Origin of the sequence: Arthrobacter sp. AZCC_0090, from assembly GCF_014207375.1 — a bacterium.
GTDB lineage: Bacteria > Actinomycetota > Actinomycetes > Actinomycetales > Micrococcaceae > Arthrobacter.
The window spans coordinates 59583-76223 of the sequence record NZ_JACHEE010000016.1 but is presented as its reverse complement, the minus strand read 5'-3'; the positions used below and the strand labels follow the sequence as shown (position 1 = coordinate 76223).

General features: G+C 61.8%; 17 protein-coding genes and 2 pseudogenes. 11 read left to right on the top strand and 8 right to left on the bottom strand.

Annotated elements, in window-relative coordinates; all coding sequences use genetic code 11:
* Positions 1–9: 9 nt before the first annotated feature.
* The 3 genes from HNP00_RS20750 to HNP00_RS20740 all read right to left on the bottom strand — a co-directional run bounded on the left by HNP00_RS20750 (position 10) and on the right by HNP00_RS20740 (position 2052).
* Positions 10–594 carry an adenylate kinase gene (locus tag HNP00_RS20750; RefSeq protein WP_184741604.1) on the bottom strand — a complete coding sequence of 195 codons (585 nt, stop codon included), beginning with the start codon at positions 592–594 and terminating at the stop codon, positions 10–12.
* A 97-nt stretch (positions 595–691) separates the two neighbouring features.
* Positions 692–1624, bottom strand: a complete 933-nt coding sequence (locus HNP00_RS20745; RefSeq protein WP_184741603.1) for a threonine/serine dehydratase — start codon at positions 1622–1624, stop codon at positions 692–694.
* Positions 1625–1779: 155 nt separating this feature from the next.
* Complete coding sequence (locus tag HNP00_RS20740) at positions 1780–2052, bottom strand: hypothetical protein (protein WP_260405093.1); 273 nt, start codon at positions 2050–2052, stop codon at positions 1780–1782.
* Positions 2053–2258: 206 nt separating this feature from the next.
* Between HNP00_RS20740 and HNP00_RS20735 the strand changes: the two genes are divergently transcribed.
* Positions 2259–4430, top strand: a complete 2172-nt coding sequence (locus tag HNP00_RS20735; RefSeq protein WP_184741602.1) for a transglycosylase domain-containing protein — start codon at positions 2259–2261, stop codon at positions 4428–4430.
* Here the strand turns inward: HNP00_RS20735 and HNP00_RS20730 are convergent.
* A complete protein-coding gene (locus HNP00_RS20730; RefSeq protein ID WP_184741601.1) occupies positions 4337–5050 on the bottom strand; it encodes a TetR family transcriptional regulator C-terminal domain-containing protein in 714 nt (237 codons plus the stop codon). The genes HNP00_RS20735 and HNP00_RS20730 overlap by 94 nt on opposite strands.
* A gap of 104 nt (positions 5051–5154) precedes the next feature.
* On the opposite strand from HNP00_RS20730, the gene HNP00_RS20725 reads away from it, so the two are divergent.
* From HNP00_RS20725 to HNP00_RS20710, 4 genes are all read left to right on the top strand, one after another.
* Entirely contained in the window at positions 5155–6717 is a 1563-nt protein-coding gene (locus tag HNP00_RS20725) for an APC family permease (protein WP_184741600.1), read from the top strand.
* The gene (locus tag HNP00_RS20720; protein ID WP_184741599.1) at positions 6718–7632 is read left to right on the top strand and encodes a carbon-nitrogen hydrolase family protein; all 915 of its coding nucleotides are present in this window, start codon (positions 6718–6720) and stop codon (positions 7630–7632) included. It begins immediately after the preceding gene.
* A 220-nt stretch (positions 7633–7852) separates the two neighbouring features.
* Complete coding sequence (locus HNP00_RS20715; RefSeq protein ID WP_221451702.1) at positions 7853–9565, top strand: alkaline phosphatase family protein; 1713 nt, start codon at positions 7853–7855, stop codon at positions 9563–9565.
* Between the two features lie 102 nt (positions 9566–9667).
* Positions 9668–10009, top strand: coding sequence for a hypothetical protein (locus tag HNP00_RS20710; protein ID WP_184741598.1), 342 nt, complete (start codon positions 9668–9670; stop codon positions 10007–10009).
* A 619-nt stretch (positions 10010–10628) separates the two neighbouring features.
* On the opposite strand, the gene HNP00_RS20705 is transcribed toward HNP00_RS20710, so the two are convergent.
* Positions 10629–11072, bottom strand: a complete 444-nt coding sequence (locus HNP00_RS20705) for an ester cyclase (protein WP_184741597.1) — start codon at positions 11070–11072, stop codon at positions 10629–10631.
* Between the two features lie 87 nt (positions 11073–11159).
* Positions 11160–11630, bottom strand: coding sequence for a MarR family winged helix-turn-helix transcriptional regulator (locus HNP00_RS20700; RefSeq protein ID WP_184741596.1), 471 nt, complete (start codon positions 11628–11630; stop codon positions 11160–11162).
* 84 nt (positions 11631–11714) lie between these two features.
* Between HNP00_RS20700 and HNP00_RS20695 the strand changes: the two are divergent.
* The 5 genes and pseudogenes from HNP00_RS20695 to HNP00_RS20675 all read left to right on the top strand — a co-directional run.
* Positions 11715–11957: pseudogene (locus HNP00_RS20695) on the top strand (helix-turn-helix domain-containing protein); the annotation flags it as partial.
* A gap of 78 nt (positions 11958–12035) precedes the next feature.
* A complete protein-coding gene (locus HNP00_RS20690; protein ID WP_184741595.1) occupies positions 12036–12578 on the top strand; it encodes an isochorismatase family protein in 543 nt (180 codons plus the stop codon).
* Positions 12579–13234: 656 nt separating this feature from the next.
* Positions 13235–13972: an alpha/beta fold hydrolase gene (locus tag HNP00_RS20685; RefSeq protein WP_184741594.1), complete on the top strand. Its 738-nt coding sequence runs from the start codon at positions 13235–13237 to the stop codon at positions 13970–13972.
* A gap of 10 nt (positions 13973–13982) precedes the next feature.
* A pseudogene (locus tag HNP00_RS23540) lies at positions 13983–14180 on the top strand (dihydrofolate reductase); the annotation flags it as partial.
* A 38-nt stretch (positions 14181–14218) separates the two neighbouring features.
* The gene (locus tag HNP00_RS20675) at positions 14219–14665 is read left to right on the top strand and encodes an SRPBCC family protein (protein ID WP_184741593.1); all 447 of its coding nucleotides are present in this window, start codon (positions 14219–14221) and stop codon (positions 14663–14665) included.
* Between the two features lie 274 nt (positions 14666–14939).
* Here HNP00_RS20675 and HNP00_RS23860 read toward each other — a convergent pair whose 3' ends face one another.
* Together HNP00_RS23860 and HNP00_RS20665 are read right to left on the bottom strand one after the other, a co-directional pair.
* The gene (locus HNP00_RS23860) at positions 14940–15293 is read right to left on the bottom strand and encodes an ASCH domain-containing protein (RefSeq protein WP_395893841.1); all 354 of its coding nucleotides are present in this window, start codon (positions 15291–15293) and stop codon (positions 14940–14942) included.
* Complete coding sequence (locus HNP00_RS20665; protein WP_260405097.1) at positions 15245–15679, bottom strand: cytidine deaminase; 435 nt, start codon at positions 15677–15679, stop codon at positions 15245–15247. Before HNP00_RS20665 ends, HNP00_RS23860 begins: the two co-directional genes overlap by 49 nt.
* Before the next feature lie 306 nt (positions 15680–15985).
* Between HNP00_RS20665 and HNP00_RS20660 the strand changes: the two genes are divergently transcribed.
* Positions 15986–16633 (top strand): hypothetical protein, encoded by a 648-nt coding sequence (locus HNP00_RS20660; protein ID WP_184741590.1) that lies wholly within the window; start codon positions 15986–15988, stop codon positions 16631–16633.
* Positions 16634–16641 lie beyond the last annotated feature (8 nt).

Genomic DNA, 16641 nt, shown 5'->3' with positions numbered 1-16641 from the left:
GTTGACCGTTCACAATCCCTTCCCTAGCACTGATTCAATGGCGGCAATGGCCTTGGCCGTGATTTCTTCCCGTTGGCCGGAACCATCCACGGCGAGCACAATGCCGCGCTCGGAGTACCGCGCAACCACGGCCTGCGTCTCATCCCGGTAGAGCTCCAGCCGACGGCGGATCACCGGCGCCGTGTCATCGCTGCGGCCCTGCTCTTGCGCCCTGCGAAGCATTCGCTCCACCAGTTCGTCGTCGTCGACTGTCAGCTCGACCACCGCGTCAAGCCGCTGCTGGTTGCCTGCCAGGATGCCATCGAGTGCCTCTATTTGCGCCGTGGTGCGAGGGTAACCGTCCAGGAGGAACCCTGACTGGACGTCGGTACTGTCAAGCCGCTGCTGGACCATGGCATTGGTGACGTGATCCGGAACGAATTCGCCGCTGTCCATGTACTTGCGGGCTTCTGCGCCGAGTTCGGTCTGGCCTCCCACGTGGGCACGGAAAATATCTCCGGTGGAAATCGCAGGAATACCGAAATGCCTGGCGATGTATTCAGCCTGGGTACCCTTGCCCGAGCCAGGAGGGCCCATGATGATCAATCGCGTCATGTCACTGTCCGTTCGTGAAGCGGTTTTGCGTGCCCCGGCATTTGGCCTAGAGCTTAGCAACTCCGGAACGCTCGCGGCAGGGCCGCGGCAGGCTTCTTCAGACTGTGGAGGGGTCGGTGTTGGCACCGCAAAGGATCACAGCCACGCGTTCTCCTACCTCGGGGACGTAAGCTCCCGAGTTCAGTGCCGCGAAAGCGGCGGCTGCCCCGTGTTCCACGACGATCCTGTATTGCTCCCATAGCAACGAGCGCGCCGCGGCGATGTCGTCGTCGGACACCAGGACCGTACGGACGCCCGTCCGGACGGCCACCTCGAAACCGATCCGGCCGATCTGCCGGGCGCCCAGTGAATCCGCGGCGATCCCGGAGACTGCAACGTCAACGGGTGCTCCCACGGCCAGGGCCGAATAGAGGGTGGGAGCGTTGTCCGGCTCGACGCCGACAACCCGGGCGCGTCCTTCGACGGCGGCTGCGATTCCCGCCATGAGCCCGCCGCCGCCAACGGCCACCAGAATGGTGTCTACTTCACCTAGCTGTTCCAGAAGTTCCGAACCCACGGTGCCCGCCCCGGCGGCGATTTCGGCTTGGTCGTAGGCGTGGCAGTACACGGCGCCGGTTTCCGCGGCGTAGTCGAGGGCGGCTTCGAATGCTTCCGCATACTCGGTTCCACGCTGGACCACGGTAGCCCCGCTCGCCTTGAGTTTCTTGACCTTCACCGCCGGTGCGGTCTCGGGGACAAAAACTGTTGCAGGTACACCAAGCTGGGCTGCGGCATAGGCATTCGCCAGCCCGGCATTGCCTCCTGAAGCGACGACGATTCCCACCTCGTCCTTGAGCTCGCCGCGTTCCCGGCTGGCCAGGACGCGGTTGAAGGCACCCCTCGCCTTGAACGTGCCCGTGTGTTGCATGAACTCGCATTTGAACCACAAGTGCCCGGGTACGGTCCCCACATCCGCCTCGAAAACCGGTGTGCGCCGGATCCTCCCGGAGATCCGGGCAGCCGCTTCATCGACGTCGACGCGTGTGATCATGGGGAAGTCCTCGTTCCGTTCGGGCAGATCATGGGCAGCGGTCAAGCCTCAGGCTATCGCGTGCCGGCCCCGCGCCGGGCGGCCACCCCAACGTGCTGGCAGTAGATGTCGTTATGAGCCCTGGGAACGACAACAACTGCCAGTTACTTGGGAGATTAGAGGGACTCGACGTCGGCCGTTCCGAGTTGCTGCTGGCGCGTCTGGCGGTTCCGCCACCAGCGGCGGGCAAGATCCACTGCGGCCCAGATCCCGGCGAGGGGAGAAAGCACCACCACTGCATAGATGAAGATCATCCACGTGAGGATGGCCAGGGGCGGTTGCCCTCCGTTCAACCAGGACAAACCGCCAAGAACGCCGATTGTCCAGAACAAAACCACGCCCACGAGCACCGCTCCCGCCGGAAAATACTCGCTCCTCACAACAGCCATCGAAGTCTCCACCGGCTGACCGCCTGCCTTCCCATCACGCACCCGAACATCATCAGTATGCATCCGGCAAAACACCGATTCCCGCCAGCACGCGGGGGAAGTGACCAACATAACCGTATTGCCCGTGTCGCCACGGATTTTGAGGCCTAGTTGCCGCATGGAATAGCGGCGTAATCTTGAATCACGCACGGTTGATAGCTGGAAATATGGCGTTGAAGAACAACCCGAAAACTGGTGTGTCCGCGACCCTGTGGAGGGTCTTCGGATTCTTCGTGGTGAGTGCCATTTGCGGGGTACTTGCCGCTGGTCTGGTGGTCCCCGGGGTGGCTTCGGCCGGCATGGCAGTGAGCGGTTCGATCGAGTATTTCGACAACCTTCCGGGTGATCTGGTGGTCAATGCGCCGTCCCAGTCCACCAAGGTTCTCAGTTCCGACGGAAAGACCATCGCCACCTTCTATGCGGAAAACCGTGTGAGGGTCGGTCTCGCCCAGATGTCGCCTTACATCAAGGAAGCGATCGTTGCGGTCGAGGACAGCCGTTTTTACGAGCACGGCGGCATAGACCCCCAAGGGATTCTCCGGGCAATAGCGTCCAACCTCACCAAGGGCACCAATGAGGGCGCGTCCACCCTGACCCAGCAGTACGTCACCAATGTGCTCAACGAGTCCCGCTTGGCAGCAGGTCAGACCGGAGCGGTGGTGCTAAGCGGCCAAAAGACCATCGGCGACAAAGTGCGCGAAATGAAACTCGCCGTCGAACTCGAGAAGAAGTTCACGAAGGACCAGATCCTGGAGGGTTACCTCAATATCGTGTTCTTCAACCGGGACGCGTACGGCATCGAAGCCGCGGCACGGCACTTCTTCAGCGTTTCCGCCAAAGACCTCAGCCTTCCCCAGGCCGCCCTGCTCGCCGGCCTTGTCAACAGCCCCAGCTACTTCGACCCCTCCGTCCATCCGGACAACTCCATCCAGCGCCGCAACCTTGTGCTGTCCGACATGCTCGCTCAGGGCAAGATCCAGCAGGCTGCCTATGCGGCCGCCGTCGCGACTCCCCTCAAACTCGCCATCACACCTGGGAAGCAAGGCTGCGCCGCCGCGGACATGGCTGTGTACTTCTGCGACTACATCTCCCACCTCATCCTCAACGACCCGGCCTACGGTGCCACCCTCACGGACCGGGAAAAGCTTCTGTACAGCGGCGGCTTGACGATCACCACCACGCTGGACAGCCGGTTGCAGGCAGTGGCACAGCAGCAGGTCGATGCAACGGCCGGGGCGAACCCGGACAAATGGGGTGCCTCCTTGGTCACGGTGCAGCCCGGCTCGGGCAAAATCCTGGCCATGGCGCAGAACACGGTATTCCTTCCGGTGCCCGGAAAATTCGATACCCAACTCAACTTCAACGTCGATGCCAAAGACGCGAACGGTAACGACCTGAACGGAGCCGGAGGGTTCCAGCCTGGTTCCGCCATGAAGCCGTTCACTTTCACGGAGTGGCTCAACGAGGGCAAATCCATGACGACGGTGGTGGATGCCTCGCGCAGGGTTTATCCGCTCGGATTCCCTTGGAGGGACAGTTGCGGCAAGGTGTTGGGCGGCTACAGCACGGCCCAGAAGATCGCCGGCCTGGGCACAGCGGACGACCTCCGCAACAACGATGAGGGATATTACCGCCCGATGCCCGTCAACTACGGGCTCTACAACTCCATCAACACCGCCACCTTCGCTGAGGCAACGCAACTGGACTTTTGCGGTATCCAGAGAGTGGTGGATGCCGTGGGTCTCCACAGCGGCGTGGACAACGCGCCAGTGAACATGCACCAGCTGGGCAACCTCCTCGGCGGCACCGAGGTAGCTCCCCTTGTGCTGGCCAACGCTTTTGCCACGTTCGCCAATGACGGCAAGTACTGTGCGCCGATCGCCATTGTGAGCGTGACGGATCCGTCCGGCGGGAGGCTGCCTGCCCAGGCAAGTTCCTGCCACGCGGCGATCAAACCCGAGGTTGCCCGGGGCGTCAACGCGGTCCTCCAGGACGTCCTCAAACATGGCTCGGGCATCTACATTGAGCCCAAAGTCCAGGCCCTGTTCCCGACGGCAGCAAAAACGGGAACGAATAATACCAACGGCTCCACCTGGGTGGTCGGGTGCACGACAGGGCTCGCCACCGCGTCATTCTTTGGTGACACCATGGCGGGACAGAGCCGAGCAGGCCAGAACGTGACCATCAACGGCAAGTTCTACACCGCCGTCGACGGCTACATGCTGGCCGGACCGCAATGGGCGAACTACATGACCCAGGTTGGCGGTTTATACCCGGCCGCAGCCTTCCCGGCCCCGCCCGCGTCCATGATAGGGACACCGCCGACGCCTTCCCCGTAAGCTTCAGAACTCCTGATCGGGAGCGTGTCCCTGTCGACGCCTAAGAGCGCCGCCGCGACGCTCGTGATCAAGTCGAGCACATAGTCTTTGCTGGCGATGCCGGCAAGGACGTCCATGACCAGGCCGTCTTCCTGGGCCACGAGGGCACGCGCGATCTTCGCCGGAGAAAGTACTGGAAAGAACTCACCGGCCTGCACGCCCTCGGCAATGACCCTTTCGTAAATCTGCTGCTGGGCGCTCGTGAGTTCCTCCTGGATCCGCCAGTGCTCCGCGTCCCTGAGTGAGTGGGGCCAGTATTCGTAGAGTATCCGGGAAACATCGTCATCCAGCCCTGCGGTGGCGCCTGCGCGAATAACTGCGGCAAGCCGGACAGCGGGGCTCATATCGGCGCTGACAGCCTCCGCCAGTTTCGCAAGCAGGCGGTCGGAAGACGCCTTGACGGCAGCCGCGGTGATCTCGGCGAGGCTTCCGTAGTAGTACAAGACGGCATTGGCGGCCATGCCCGCCTCCGCCGCTATTGCGCGGAGCGTTGCGCCTTCCGCGCCATCCCGGGCGGCGACAGCTTGCGCCGCTGCCACAATCTCCCGACGGCGCACTTCCCTTTTGCTGAGACCTGCCATTGCCATCCCCGCTTCGATGCCTATTGACAACCAGTCTAATCGAGTATTGAATGGCATTCAAATTTGAATGTGATTCAAATAATTTGATTCGATGAGGAGTCGCCATGTCACATCACCTTCCCCCTCCCACCGCTCCGCCCCTCGCTGCTCCACCCCTCACCTCTCCGTCAGTCGCCACAAAAGGACTGAAAGCCGGATCGATCGGTATCGGCCCAACCGTGGCCTTGGGGCTCGCCGCGGTTGCCCCGGCCTACAGCCTTGCCGTAACCCTCGGCTTCGTTGTCCTGGCTGTAGGGACGAGCACGCCCGCGGCGTTCCTCCTGGGGTTCCTGCCCATCTTGTTCACGGCCTTCGCGTTCCGGGACCTCAACCGGGAAATGCCGGATTGCGGTGGAGTCTTCGTGTGGATCTCACGTGTATTCGGGCCATGGGCCGGCTGGTTTTTCGGTGGCTGGGTACCGCAGGTCGCCACTTTCATCGCCAGCGCGGCCCTAGCCCAAGTTGCCACGACGTATCTCCTGACCTTTCTGGGCCTGGGCTGGGCGGCCTCCCAGCCGGCAATCGTCGTCGCCATCGCGTGCGGGCTGATTGCCCTGAGCGCCGTTGTGGCAGCCCGGGGAATTGAACTATCCGCATGGCTTCAGTACGCGCTGATCGCCTTGCAACTGATTGCCTTGGGCGGCTTCTGCGTCGGAGCCTTCACGGCCATGGCCGCTGGCACTTCGGCGGCTGGCGCCGTGCCGCCAGGGCTGGAATGGTTCAATCCTTTTGCCTCGGGTGACCTCTCGGGCCTGGTCCACGGCGTCATTCTGTGCCTCTTCATCTACTGGGGCTGGGACGCGCTCATTGCGGTCAACGAAGAAACCACGGACCGCAAAGGCACACCCGGCCGGGCAGTAGTCATCACCACCGTGATCCTGCTTCTCTTCTACGTCGTGACCGCGACGGCGGCCGTCGGATTTGCGGGGACCGCGGGCATCACGGATCCCGCAACCGTCTCCGACGTCCTCTCAGTCCTTGGCCCCCAAGCGACCGGCGGCGTCTTCGGTCAGGTGATCGTCCTCGCCGTCGGTCTGTCAGCGTTGGCGGCGCTCATGACTGTCGCGATCAGCAATCCTCGGGGCTGGCTCAGCATGGGAAGCTACGGTGCGCTGCCCATTTCCACCACGAAGATGCACACGGCAAGGCGGACGCCAACAACATCAATCATTTGGTGGGCCTTGCTGAGCATTGCCGTGACGGTAGTACTGGCATCGATCAGCTCCGACTTCATCGGCCTGGCCATTCTTTCGGTCGGCCTGATGATCGCCGGATACTACGCCGCAACCGCACTGGCCTGCGTGGTGTACTTTGCTCCCCAGATGCGCACTTCAGCGTCTTCCCTTTGGCTCAAGGGCATCCTCCCTGGCCTTGGCGCACTCTTGATGGCGGGAGCTTTTGTTTACAGCGCCATCGACATGTTGTCTCCCGACTACGCCGGGCTCTCCTGGCTTGGTATCGGAACGGTGTTCTGGATCGGAATCGGCGCCCTCGCCCTGGGTGTCCTGGTCATCGCGATCATCCGGCTCAAACTCCGCGCCTACTTTTCCGGACAAACGATCCCCAGGGGAACTTTCTCCACCCGAAGCGAATTGCAATCCATACTCAGCAGCGAAACCGAGGCATAAATGCGAGTCCTTTCCATTGCGGCAATACAGACGAAGCCCGTTCCCTACGACGTGGAGGCAACCTGGGAACGGTTTGCCGCGCAGGCCGAAACCGCCAAGCACCTCGGCCCTGAGGTCGATGTCATCGTCGCACCCGAACTGCTGCTCGCGGCGCCCGGGGAATTCCTGATCGCGGACCCGGACGGCGAGACGCGTTCCGCCGGGCCCATCCCAAGTCAACTCACCCATCGCATTTCCGCTTTGGCTCGCCGCCTGGGAGTCTGGCTGGTACCCGGGTCCCTCTTGGAGACAGACGGGGGAAACACCTACAACACGGCAATCGCAGTTTCCCCGGAAGGCGAGATCGTTGCCCGATACCGGAAACTCTTTCCCTGGCGCCCGTTCGAAACCACCACACCCGGCGACTCGTTCGTGACTTTCGACATCCCCGACCGGGGCCGGGTGGGCCTCGCCATCTGCTTCGACGGAAGCTTTCCGGAAGTTTCCCGGCAGCTGGCTTGGCTCGGAGCAGAAGTCATCATCCAGCCCACCCTCACCACAACCCGGGACAGGGAAATGGAAATCGTGATGTCGCGAGCCAACGCCTTCGCGAACCAGGTCTACGTGGTCAACGTCAACGGCGCTGATCCATCGGCTGTGGGAGAAAGCGTCATCGTCGATCCGGAAGGCACCATCATGCAGCAGGCTAAAGGAGGCGAAGAAATCCTCTTCGCCCTCCTGGACCTCGACAGGGTCACTCAGGTCCGGCGCTACGGGACACTCGGCATCAACAGGCCGTGGGCGCAGCTCAAGGAGCAAGAAGGAATCCTGTCCTACCCCATGTACGGCGGAGCGCATTTCCAGCCGCCTTCGTGGAGCAGTTCTGGCATGGACGATCCACGAAGGAACCAATTCAGCACCTCAGAGTCTTTCTAACGACCTTCGCCACACAAACCGCGCACCCCCGGCCACCCCGGGGGTACGCGGTTTTTCCTGTGAGTTCCGGAAGAGTTCGGCTACTCCTGATTGAACCTGTCGTGAACGTTTTTGCGGTGAAGCCAAACCCGCGGGACGGGCACCCTTCCGCGCGGCAAGAATCGACCGGGGACTCACTTTCAGTCGATAGGCAACGCAAATAGCGAAGGGTCTTATTTTGATGAAGACAGCAAAGAAAAACGGGCTTGCCGCAGCAGCGGTTTTAGGGGCCGTGCTGATGGCCGGATCCGTAGTGGCGCCAGCGGTGGCCAACGATGCTTCCCGAGGTGGCAAGGACGCCGGGGGCCAGCAGGGATCAGAGAGCACCAAGGGCCAGGGCGGCCAGGACGAAACCTCGAAGCATGTCCTGTTGCTTTCGGTGGACGGCCTCCACCAGAAGGACCTTGATTTGTACGTGAAGTACCACCCGACGTCGGCCCTTGCGTCGCTCGTCAATCACGGCACCAGCTACACCCACGCCCAGACTCCGGTGCCCTCGGATTCTTTCCCGGGCATGGTTGGCCAGCTGACTGGCGGAAATCCCGGAACCACCGGCGTCTACTATGACGACACGTTCAACAGGACCTTGCTGCCGGCGGGCACAACGGACTGCAAGAACACGGCTCCCGGCGCCGAGGTGGCGTTCACCGAGGCCGCAGACAAGAACCAGAACGCCCTCGACGCCGGCCAGGGCCTGCCCGGGCTTCCGGCCAGCATCCTGAACATGACAGGACAGCCCGGCACACTCCTTGCCTCCGCAGCCCTCCCGGTGGACCCTGCGAGCTGCAAGCCGGTCTACCCGCACCAGTACTTGAAGGTCAACACGGTCTTCGAAGTGGCGAAGAGTGCCGGCTTGGCCACGGCGTGGTCGGATAAGCACCCGGCCTACGAAATCCTGAACGGCCCTTCAGGCAAGGGCGTGGACGACTTGTTCACCCCGGAAATCAACAGTATGGCCCCAGCTCCTTTTAGCGGCGACTGGACTAAGGACAACGCCGCGACCCAGCAGTACGACGGCTACAAGGTCCAGGCCGTGCTCAACGAAATCGGCGGCAAGGACCATTCGGGCACCAAGGCGGCCGCCGTACCGGCCATCTTCGGGATGAACTTCCAGTCCGTCTCGACGGCGCAGAAGCTCCCGACGTCGGACGGCCTCGCCGGCGGTTACCTTCAGGGCGGCACGGTTCCCGGGCCACTCTTGAGCAAAGCCCTGGACTTCGTCAACGACTCCGTGGGTAAGTTCGAGGCCGGGCTGGCCGCTTCCGGCCACGCAAAGGACACCACCGTGATCCTCTCGGCCAAGCACGGACAGTCCCCCATGGACTCCTCGACCCTGACTAGAGTGCCCGACAGCGCAATCATCGACGGCCTGAATGCTGCTTGGAAGACGGCCCGCCCCGGCGCCGCCGACCTCGTGGCGTTCTCCACCGACGACGACATCATGCAGCTGTGGCTCTCGGACCACTCGCAGTCGGCAGCCCAGTTCGCCAAGGACTACCTGGCAGCGCACCCGGCAGCCGGTAACGATATCAACGGTGTTGCCAAGACGGTAACCGCATCGGGGCTGGGCAAGGTTTACGCGGGCAGCGAGGTTGCCGGCTACTTCGGCACCCAAACCAGCGATGCCCGTTACCCGGACATCCTGGGGATCGCCCAGACCGGCGTGGTTTACACCGGTGGCAAGTCCAAGATCGCCGAACATGGCGGCGCCAGCGCGGACGACCGTGACGTGCCGTTGGTCATCTCCGGCGCCAATGACCAACATGCCCGGACAGTGACCAGCGCTGTGGAGACAACGCAGATTGCGCCAACCATCCTCAAGACGCTTGGCCTGGATCCGAACAAGCTGCAAGCTGTGCAAATCGAAGGAACCAAGGCCCTCCCCAGGCGCTGATCCAGCACAAAACAAGCACTGGAGGGGTCCGTCCGCTAAGCCCGCGTTGGGCGCCACGCGGGGTCTGCTTACAATCAAACGTCAGCAACTACTGAGGGAACCATGAAGAAAATCACCACAACCCTGCTCGCGGCCGGGCTCCTCCTCTCCGCTTCAGCCTGCTCCGCACCGCAGCAGCTGAGCACCGCGGACACGTGCAGCCGGGTCAAGACCGTCATCTCGAACCCCACGAACAGCACCGACAAGACCGGAATGATCCGGTTCGCCAACCAGATCCGCCCTATTGTGGCCGTTTCCTCTGATGAGCTGAAGCCCACGCTGAAGGCAATCGTGGACTATCTGGACGAGTCTGCGAAGGACAACCCTGATTCCGCGAAGCTCAACTCGCTGAAGGCCGACTACCAAAACGCGGGCACCAACTACAGCAAGTACTGCGGCAGCTAAGGGCAGTTTGCAGTCCGCACCCGAGGGCTGGCCATGGACGCCCAGCCCTCGGGAGGCTGCCGCCTGCCCCGTTGAGGTCTCCGGCCATCGTTCAGGATCGGCAGGCGGCTTCCGCTCGGGCTGAGATCCACAAGGCGTGCGGTTGCTCGCGTCCGTCGGGCAGATCCGGAGCACCTCGTAAAGGGGTCGCTCGAGAAAACGGACGTCAGAGTACGCTAGGTCGGATTTTGAGGCTCACAGGCGTACTCTGACGTCCGATTCCTTTGGGGAGGTGTTGGCGAAGCCGGCTTAGCCATGGCTGGCGGATTCGATGAAGCCAACTGCCGACTGCCAGTTCTGCACGGCCGTGGCTCTACTAACTCCGCCACAGACACCTGGGGCTGCGGCGGCACTCGCCGGAGGCTTTAGGCGGCAGGCCGCAAACATCAGCGAAACGTTCTGTCCACCGATGCCGAACGAGTTCGTCATGGTCTCTTGAACCGGCGTCCCGGCGCTGGGTAACGACGTCGAGCCGGACTTCGGGATCGATAACGAGCTGACGCCCGGTCCGATAGGACCGGGCGTCAGGCATGCGGCGGGTCCGAGGATGATCCGGGACGAGAAAGACCATGCGGGAAAGTCATGCACTAGCGTTGGGGCCGCCCGCTTCTTCGATGGGCCGGATCTGCATCATCAGCCCGAAGATGTCCGGCAGGCCGTGTTCTTCAGTGATGAGGCCGTCGGTGAAGCGATAGATGTTCATTGCCTGGGCCTGGATCGGTTTGCCTGTTGCCGGTACGCCGAGGAAGTCTCCGTGGTGTGTACCGCGCAGGATGAAGCGCGCGGCTACCGTGTTCCCTTCGATGATTGTTTCTTCCAACGACCACTGAACGTCGGGGAAGGCGTGACGCATCATTCCGATGATTTGGAGGTAGCCGCCGTGTCCTTTCACCGGTTCGGGCAGGAAGGGCACATGAAAGGTAGCTGAAGGTGAGATCACCTCGCTGCCGATCTTTTCATCGGCCGAATTGATGAATTCAACGAATCGGTCCATATGTGCACGGAGCACTTCAGATTCAGTCATTTCCTGTTCCTTTACATCGTCAGTGGACTGCGACAAATGTCGCGGGGGTGGGTGGTTCTTGGATGATAGTGACTTTGGCCTCTGACCTCAGCCCGGCGGCTGCACCATTTCGGCCGAGCGGCTGGCGGCACGCAGCCGGCCCAGCAATCGCACCAGGCTCTGCGCATCCTTCTTGGGCAGAGCCTGGCCCAGTCGGCGGTCGAGCTCAACATCAACGACTTCCGCTGCCCGTTTCACGAGTGATTTACCGGCCGCCGTCAACTCGATGAGGGACGAACGGCGATCCGAGGGATTGATTTGCCGGCGGCAATAGCCGGCCTCTTCGATACGGTCAATGAGCTTGCTCGTGCCACCGACGGTAATGGCCAAAGCCGAAGACACGTCCAAAACCCGGCATGCACCCAGCCGCTCGACCACCATCATCGGTTCAAATCTGCTCAGCGGAAGGCCGCACTCTTCGCGTAACCTGCCGTCGACCGCGTCCCACAATTCGGTCTCGAGCCGGGTCAGCTCGCTGAACAAAGGGTAAAGCGACCACGTTTCCTGCTCGTTCTCCATGTCTCCACGATAACGTATGAGTTCCATGGAATATAATTCCACGGAATCCAGTCCGAGGAAGACTGCAATCCTCGGAGTGAAAAACTCGCGCAGATGGAACACGAGATCAAGCGCGAATGCGTCACCGATTCCATCGCCAAACGCCGAGAAGCTGGAAAGGATCTTGGTGGCCGGCCTCGCCGGGTCACTGACAGCCAGATTCGAAGCGCTGTCCGCCTGGTCGAAGGCGGCGAGCCCGCTGCTCAGGTCGCACGTGATCTCGGAATGTCTCGAGCAACCGTATATAGGCGGTCGCGATCACTCCCGAACCAGCAGGCCGCCATTTAGCGACACAAAAAGACCGCCATTTATCGCTGAAGGTCACACCTTCACCGGGTGTCAGTTTCCATGCGGCAGAATTGCCTCATGGAAGCTACAACAGTTCTCCTCGTAATCGACCTTCAAGTCGGCGTTCTTCGCGGATGCCTGGACGCCGAGCGCGTCGTCGATCGAACCGCAGCTATGGTCAATCGGGCGCGGGCCGCGTGCGTCCCGGTTGTGTGGGTCCAGGACCACGCCACCTTCAGGGAAAACGGCTCAGACTGGGCTTTGGCCAAACCCCTTCACGTCGCCGCTGATGAGTCGCTGATCCGCAAGACCTACCGCGACTCGTTCACCGACACCAACTTGGCTAGCGTTCTGTCCGGGATCGGCGCCAGAAGGCTCATCATCGCCGGCGCACAAACTGACTACTGCGTTCGCACGACGGCGCAGAGCGCTGCTGCACGCGGTTTCGACGTCACTCTCGTGAGCGACGCACACACGACCACCGACGCGGAGTGGGAGGGCACCACCATCGACGCCGCGCACATCATCGCCCATACGAACATGTACTTCTCGGGGTTGCGCTATCCCGGTGCTGTCTTCAGCGCCGAGAACCACGATGCGGTCGCGCTCCAGTCAAGCTAACCAGAGGACCAGGTGCATGCCGGTCCTGTCGGGTGCGATGTCAGAGAATCCCCGCGACTCGTACAGCGGTTGGAAACTTGATCTTGGCAGGGAGCTTGCTGGGCTCGGGTACTCGGCACACCTCTGATTGGAACTGCGCGATGCCGGCAGCGACGTACAAGTGCGGTGAAGGGTCCCTTCCCGGACTGCAGCCTGCGCCAAATATATCGCTGTGAAAACCCCGCCATTTACCGTCGAAAGTCACACCGATCATGCATGGTGACATCATTTCGGTTCTCGGAACCCGTGGTTACAGGTTGATGTAAGAATACTGTTTCTGTTGTCATTTTCCGAAGTCCGCACAAATTTCAGTACTCGTCTGCACAGCCGCCCATTGGGGGGGGATCCCTCACCGGACGCCTTGGCGGAACCAGATTCGCGTCCGGTGAGTGGACCCTCTAACTGTGGCAGGGCGTCTACACCGAGGTTGATCCTCGAAGAAGGCAGGTTGATGCGCGCGAAGCACTCTAACCGCTCAGCGTGCACTCGGAGACACAGGCTGCCGCTTACCGCGTGAACGTGCGCCAGTGCGGGATGGCGTGCTCCCTCGAAGTCTGTACCGCTGTCCACGCCCGGTACCACTTCACCCATTCCCACTACCCGAACAGGAGAGCACAATGAAATCCATGAAGACATCGAGGACCTATGTGCTGGTGCACGGTTCATTCGTCGGCGCCTGGTGCTGGTCGCGGGTCGTCCCTCTGCTGGAAGCTGCCGGGCATGAGGTTTACGCGCCGACGCTCACCGGCGTCGGAGAACGCGCGGGCGAAGCGACCCCGGAGGTGGGGTTGCTGGCGCACATCGATCAGATCACCAGCCTTGTCGAGGCGAACGACCTTCGGGATGTCGTCCTGGTGGGGCACAGCTACGGCGGAATGGTGGTGGCCGGTGTCGCAGGCCGTGTTCCGGAGCGGATCGCGGGGATCGTGTACGTGGAGGCATTCGTCCCAAAGCCGGGCCAGTCCGCCCTCGACATCTTGCCGGGGCTCCGGGACGCCTTTGCCGGCCTGGCTCTGCCCGAGCGTCCATGGCTGTTTGCGCCATTCCCGCTCGAGGCACTCGGAGTCGAGGACCCGCAGCTACGCGAGTGGGCCACGCCGCTGCTCACACCCATGCTCTGGAAGGCCGTCGATGAAGGGCTTCCCGACGACGCAGGAGATCTGAGCACTGTGCCGACCGTCTTCGTGCACTGCACCCGAGGGCAGTTCTTCGATGACACCGCCCACGACTTACGGTCCCGAGGGATCCCCGTCCTGACCCTGGACGAGGGGCACATGGTACACCTCACGAACCCAGGGCGCCTTGCCGCAATGCTCATCGAGGCAGAGCATGAGCTCGGCAGGCTGACGGGGTGAGGTGGTCCCGTTTCACGCGTGGCTCGACCAGGAACGGGCTAGCAGCCTGTCGCTGTTCGGCCGCAAGCTCTGGGAGACCATGAGCTCCTACTGGCCGACCGCGACCAGCAGCCCATCGCCACCCCCGGCGGAGATCGAGTTCGCGCGGAACTGGCGGGACACGCCGAAGGTGGTATTCTCCTCGACGATCGACGGGGTCGACTGGAACTGTTGTCAGGACTCGTCCTGCTGCCGATAATTCACACCATGATTCGTTTCGAGAACTCAGTCAACGTGGATCGTGATCCGTCCACCGTCTTCAACTTCGTGGTGAACTTCGAGACCCTGCCCAAGTACGACCGGTATGTGATCAGCGCACAGAGGACATCGACCGGCCCCATCGGCGTCGGGTCCACGTGGACCCACACCCGCACGCAGGGCCCTCAGAAGATCGTGGCACCGATCAAGCTTACCGAGTTCGATCCGCCCCGCCGGTTCGTGATGGAGAGCAGGTCGGGGGGCTTCGAGGTTCGGTCAACGATGACGTTCGAGCCGTCTGGCGACAGGGTTACCAAGGTGACGGAAGTCCTGGAGATGAAGACCAAGGGCTTGACCCGCCTGCTCGAACCTATGATCAAACGCCAGGTTCCCAAGCAAGGTGCGGAAGTGCACAAGCGCCTTAAAGAAGTGATCGAGGCTCATCCGGCGAGTTGACAGCAGGCATCTCAGGCGCTGCACGCACACCCGGCAGCGTGGTCTGCCAGACCGGCGACCCCACCTCCCTTGGTGTGCAGAGGAGTAGTAAGGAACAAAGACATTAGTGCAGAGGAGCCACTGAAAAGCCAGTGCTCGGCACCCGCCTGCACAACCGCGAAAACAGGCAGCGCGCTGTGCAGGCGAGTATGGAAAATGACATCCAGTTTCAGAAGTCGTCTGCACGAATTTCAGTACTCGTCTGCACAGCCCTCCCGTGTCCGTTGAGGGATCCTCAGCGGGCGGTGGCGTTCTGTGCTTCCTCGGTATGAGCGGAGTTGGACGGAGCAACCTGGAAATCCACGACGTCGACGAACGCGTCGGCCGGCATAGCCGGGTAGTGCCGTCGAAGACTTTCGAGGTAGCCCTCCACCGTTCCACCGTTCGGAAGGCGGAGTCGTTCGGGAGTTAGGTCATTGATCCGATACCGGCGGATCTCAAGGATCTCCCCACGCATCGGTGGACACTGCGCATCATCTTCGAAGTAGAAAATCGCAGGACCAACTGCAACCCGCTCGTCCCAACGGACCGAAGAGGTTTTCAGGCCGCATGCGACCGCGTCATAGTAGCGCCGGTTGAAGCGGAACACTCGCTCGGCCTGCGCATCTGGAAAGAAGTATGTGTCCGAAAGAAGCGGGCAATGGGGCGCATCTGGGGGCCCGTAACGGTTGGGACCGCGACGAGAATATCGGGGTGCAGATCGAGCATCACCTGCCGACAGCGGCCACACGGCGAGATCAGACCACGTCCTCCATCGCCGGCGGCTGCCATCGCGACCAATGGACCAGCTTGAGCGGTTGCGGCCACTCCCAGTGCGACAAGCTCGGCGCAGGACCCACCCGTGAAGTGATGAACATTCACAGCGGTGTGTATCCGACCGTTGGTATCCATGGCGGCGGCCGCCACGGTGTGGTTCGGGTCGCTACCCAGCGATCGAGCCAGCACCTCTGCTGCTTCAATGACGCGCCGTTCCATGTCAAGGGGTTCCATGAGTACCAGCATCCCAGGAGTCGTGGGAGCCTCAAGGCGCCCGATAGTCGATCCTTGACCGGACGCCGCGCACCATCGCAGACCAGCGGTTCTATACGGTTGAAGTTTTGAGGCTGTCTACTGATAGACCCCTAACGTCGTTAGGAGCAGGTGGCCCCATACATTCCCCTAAGTTCTGGGGATCCCTTAGCTGGAGGCGGCACGATCACAAACCGAACCTGATCATTGCCGCCCAATGTATGTGGCCACCGGCCGGTAGTCTGAGACGGAGATCATCAACCCGGGGGAACGATGAAACGCCTTGTTACCGTACTGATTGCCGCACCGCTGTTGCTGACTGGCTGTGTCGTACCCTACGGCGGGGCCACACCCTCCGCCACAAATGCACCGCCTGACGGGGCAACATCATCCGCAACAAATGGACCGCCTGCCGGCGCTAAGACGTTCTCAACCCTGGATAAGGCCGGCATCGAGAAGATCAAGGCGTCGAAGACCGCCCGGTTCGACATGACTACGGGTTGGCTGACGAAGGAGAGCGTTGCGCTGGAAAATGGCAGCAGCCAGGCGCCGGACGTCAGCATCGCCGACGGCACCATGTTCCTAGTCATCGAAGGGCCCGTGGGCGCGGTCAGCGCACAGACGGATCGGTTCCGCATGAACGGCATGAACACCGGCTCAAACTTCAGCGAGGTCACCTACTTCCTCACCGCGCAATCCCTAGGCGAGTACACAGCCCTGATCCGCGACGGGGTTGACCGCTACGGCATCAACAAGGACGATGCTGAGGACTGGATTCAGTCCATCTCGGCCAAGCCCGAGCAGAAGAGTGAATTGGCAATCGCCACCGGCACCAGGACCGGACTGCAGGTCACCTACGACCTCCGATATGACGGATCGAAGGACACCCAGGTCATAATCGTGCACGTCAATCCCTTATAGACCATCAC

Bases quoted from the DNA above. Each gene is read 5' to 3' on its own strand.
- HNP00_RS20675 (WP_184741593.1), top strand. From the start codon at position 14,219: ATGATTCGTTTCGAGAACTCAGTCAACGTGGATCGTGATCCGTCCACC.
- HNP00_RS20705 (WP_184741597.1), bottom strand. From the start codon at position 11,072: ATGACTGAATCTGAAGTGCTCCGTGCACATATGGACCGATTCGTTGAA.
- HNP00_RS20720 (WP_184741599.1), top strand. From the start codon at position 6,718: ATGCGAGTCCTTTCCATTGCGGCAATACAGACGAAGCCCGTTCCCTAC.
- HNP00_RS20730 (WP_184741601.1), bottom strand. From the start codon at position 5,050: ATGGCAGGTCTCAGCAAAAGGGAAGTGCGCCGTCGGGAGATTGTGGCA.
- HNP00_RS20660 (WP_184741590.1), top strand. From the start codon at position 15,986: ATGAAACGCCTTGTTACCGTACTGATTGCCGCACCGCTGTTGCTGACT.
- HNP00_RS20690 (WP_184741595.1), top strand. From the start codon at position 12,036: ATGGAAGCTACAACAGTTCTCCTCGTAATCGACCTTCAAGTCGGCGTT.
- HNP00_RS20735 (WP_184741602.1), top strand. From the start codon at position 2,259: ATGGCGTTGAAGAACAACCCGAAAACTGGTGTGTCCGCGACCCTGTGG.
- HNP00_RS20745 (WP_184741603.1), bottom strand. From the start codon at position 1,624: ATGATCACACGCGTCGACGTCGATGAAGCGGCTGCCCGGATCTCCGGG.
- HNP00_RS20665 (WP_260405097.1), bottom strand. From the start codon at position 15,679: ATGGAACGGCGCGTCATTGAAGCAGCAGAGGTGCTGGCTCGATCGCTG.
- HNP00_RS20700 (WP_184741596.1), bottom strand. From the start codon at position 11,630: ATGGAGAACGAGCAGGAAACGTGGTCGCTTTACCCTTTGTTCAGCGAG.
- HNP00_RS20725 (WP_184741600.1), top strand. From the start codon at position 5,155: ATGTCACATCACCTTCCCCCTCCCACCGCTCCGCCCCTCGCTGCTCCA.
- HNP00_RS20740 (WP_260405093.1), bottom strand. From the start codon at position 2,052: ATGGCTGTTGTGAGGAGCGAGTATTTTCCGGCGGGAGCGGTGCTCGTG.
- HNP00_RS20715 (WP_221451702.1), top strand. From the start codon at position 7,853: ATGAAGACAGCAAAGAAAAACGGGCTTGCCGCAGCAGCGGTTTTAGGG.
- HNP00_RS20750 (WP_184741604.1), bottom strand. From the start codon at position 594: ATGACGCGATTGATCATCATGGGCCCTCCTGGCTCGGGCAAGGGTACC.
- HNP00_RS20685 (WP_184741594.1), top strand. From the start codon at position 13,235: ATGAAATCCATGAAGACATCGAGGACCTATGTGCTGGTGCACGGTTCA.
- HNP00_RS20710 (WP_184741598.1), top strand. From the start codon at position 9,668: ATGAAGAAAATCACCACAACCCTGCTCGCGGCCGGGCTCCTCCTCTCC.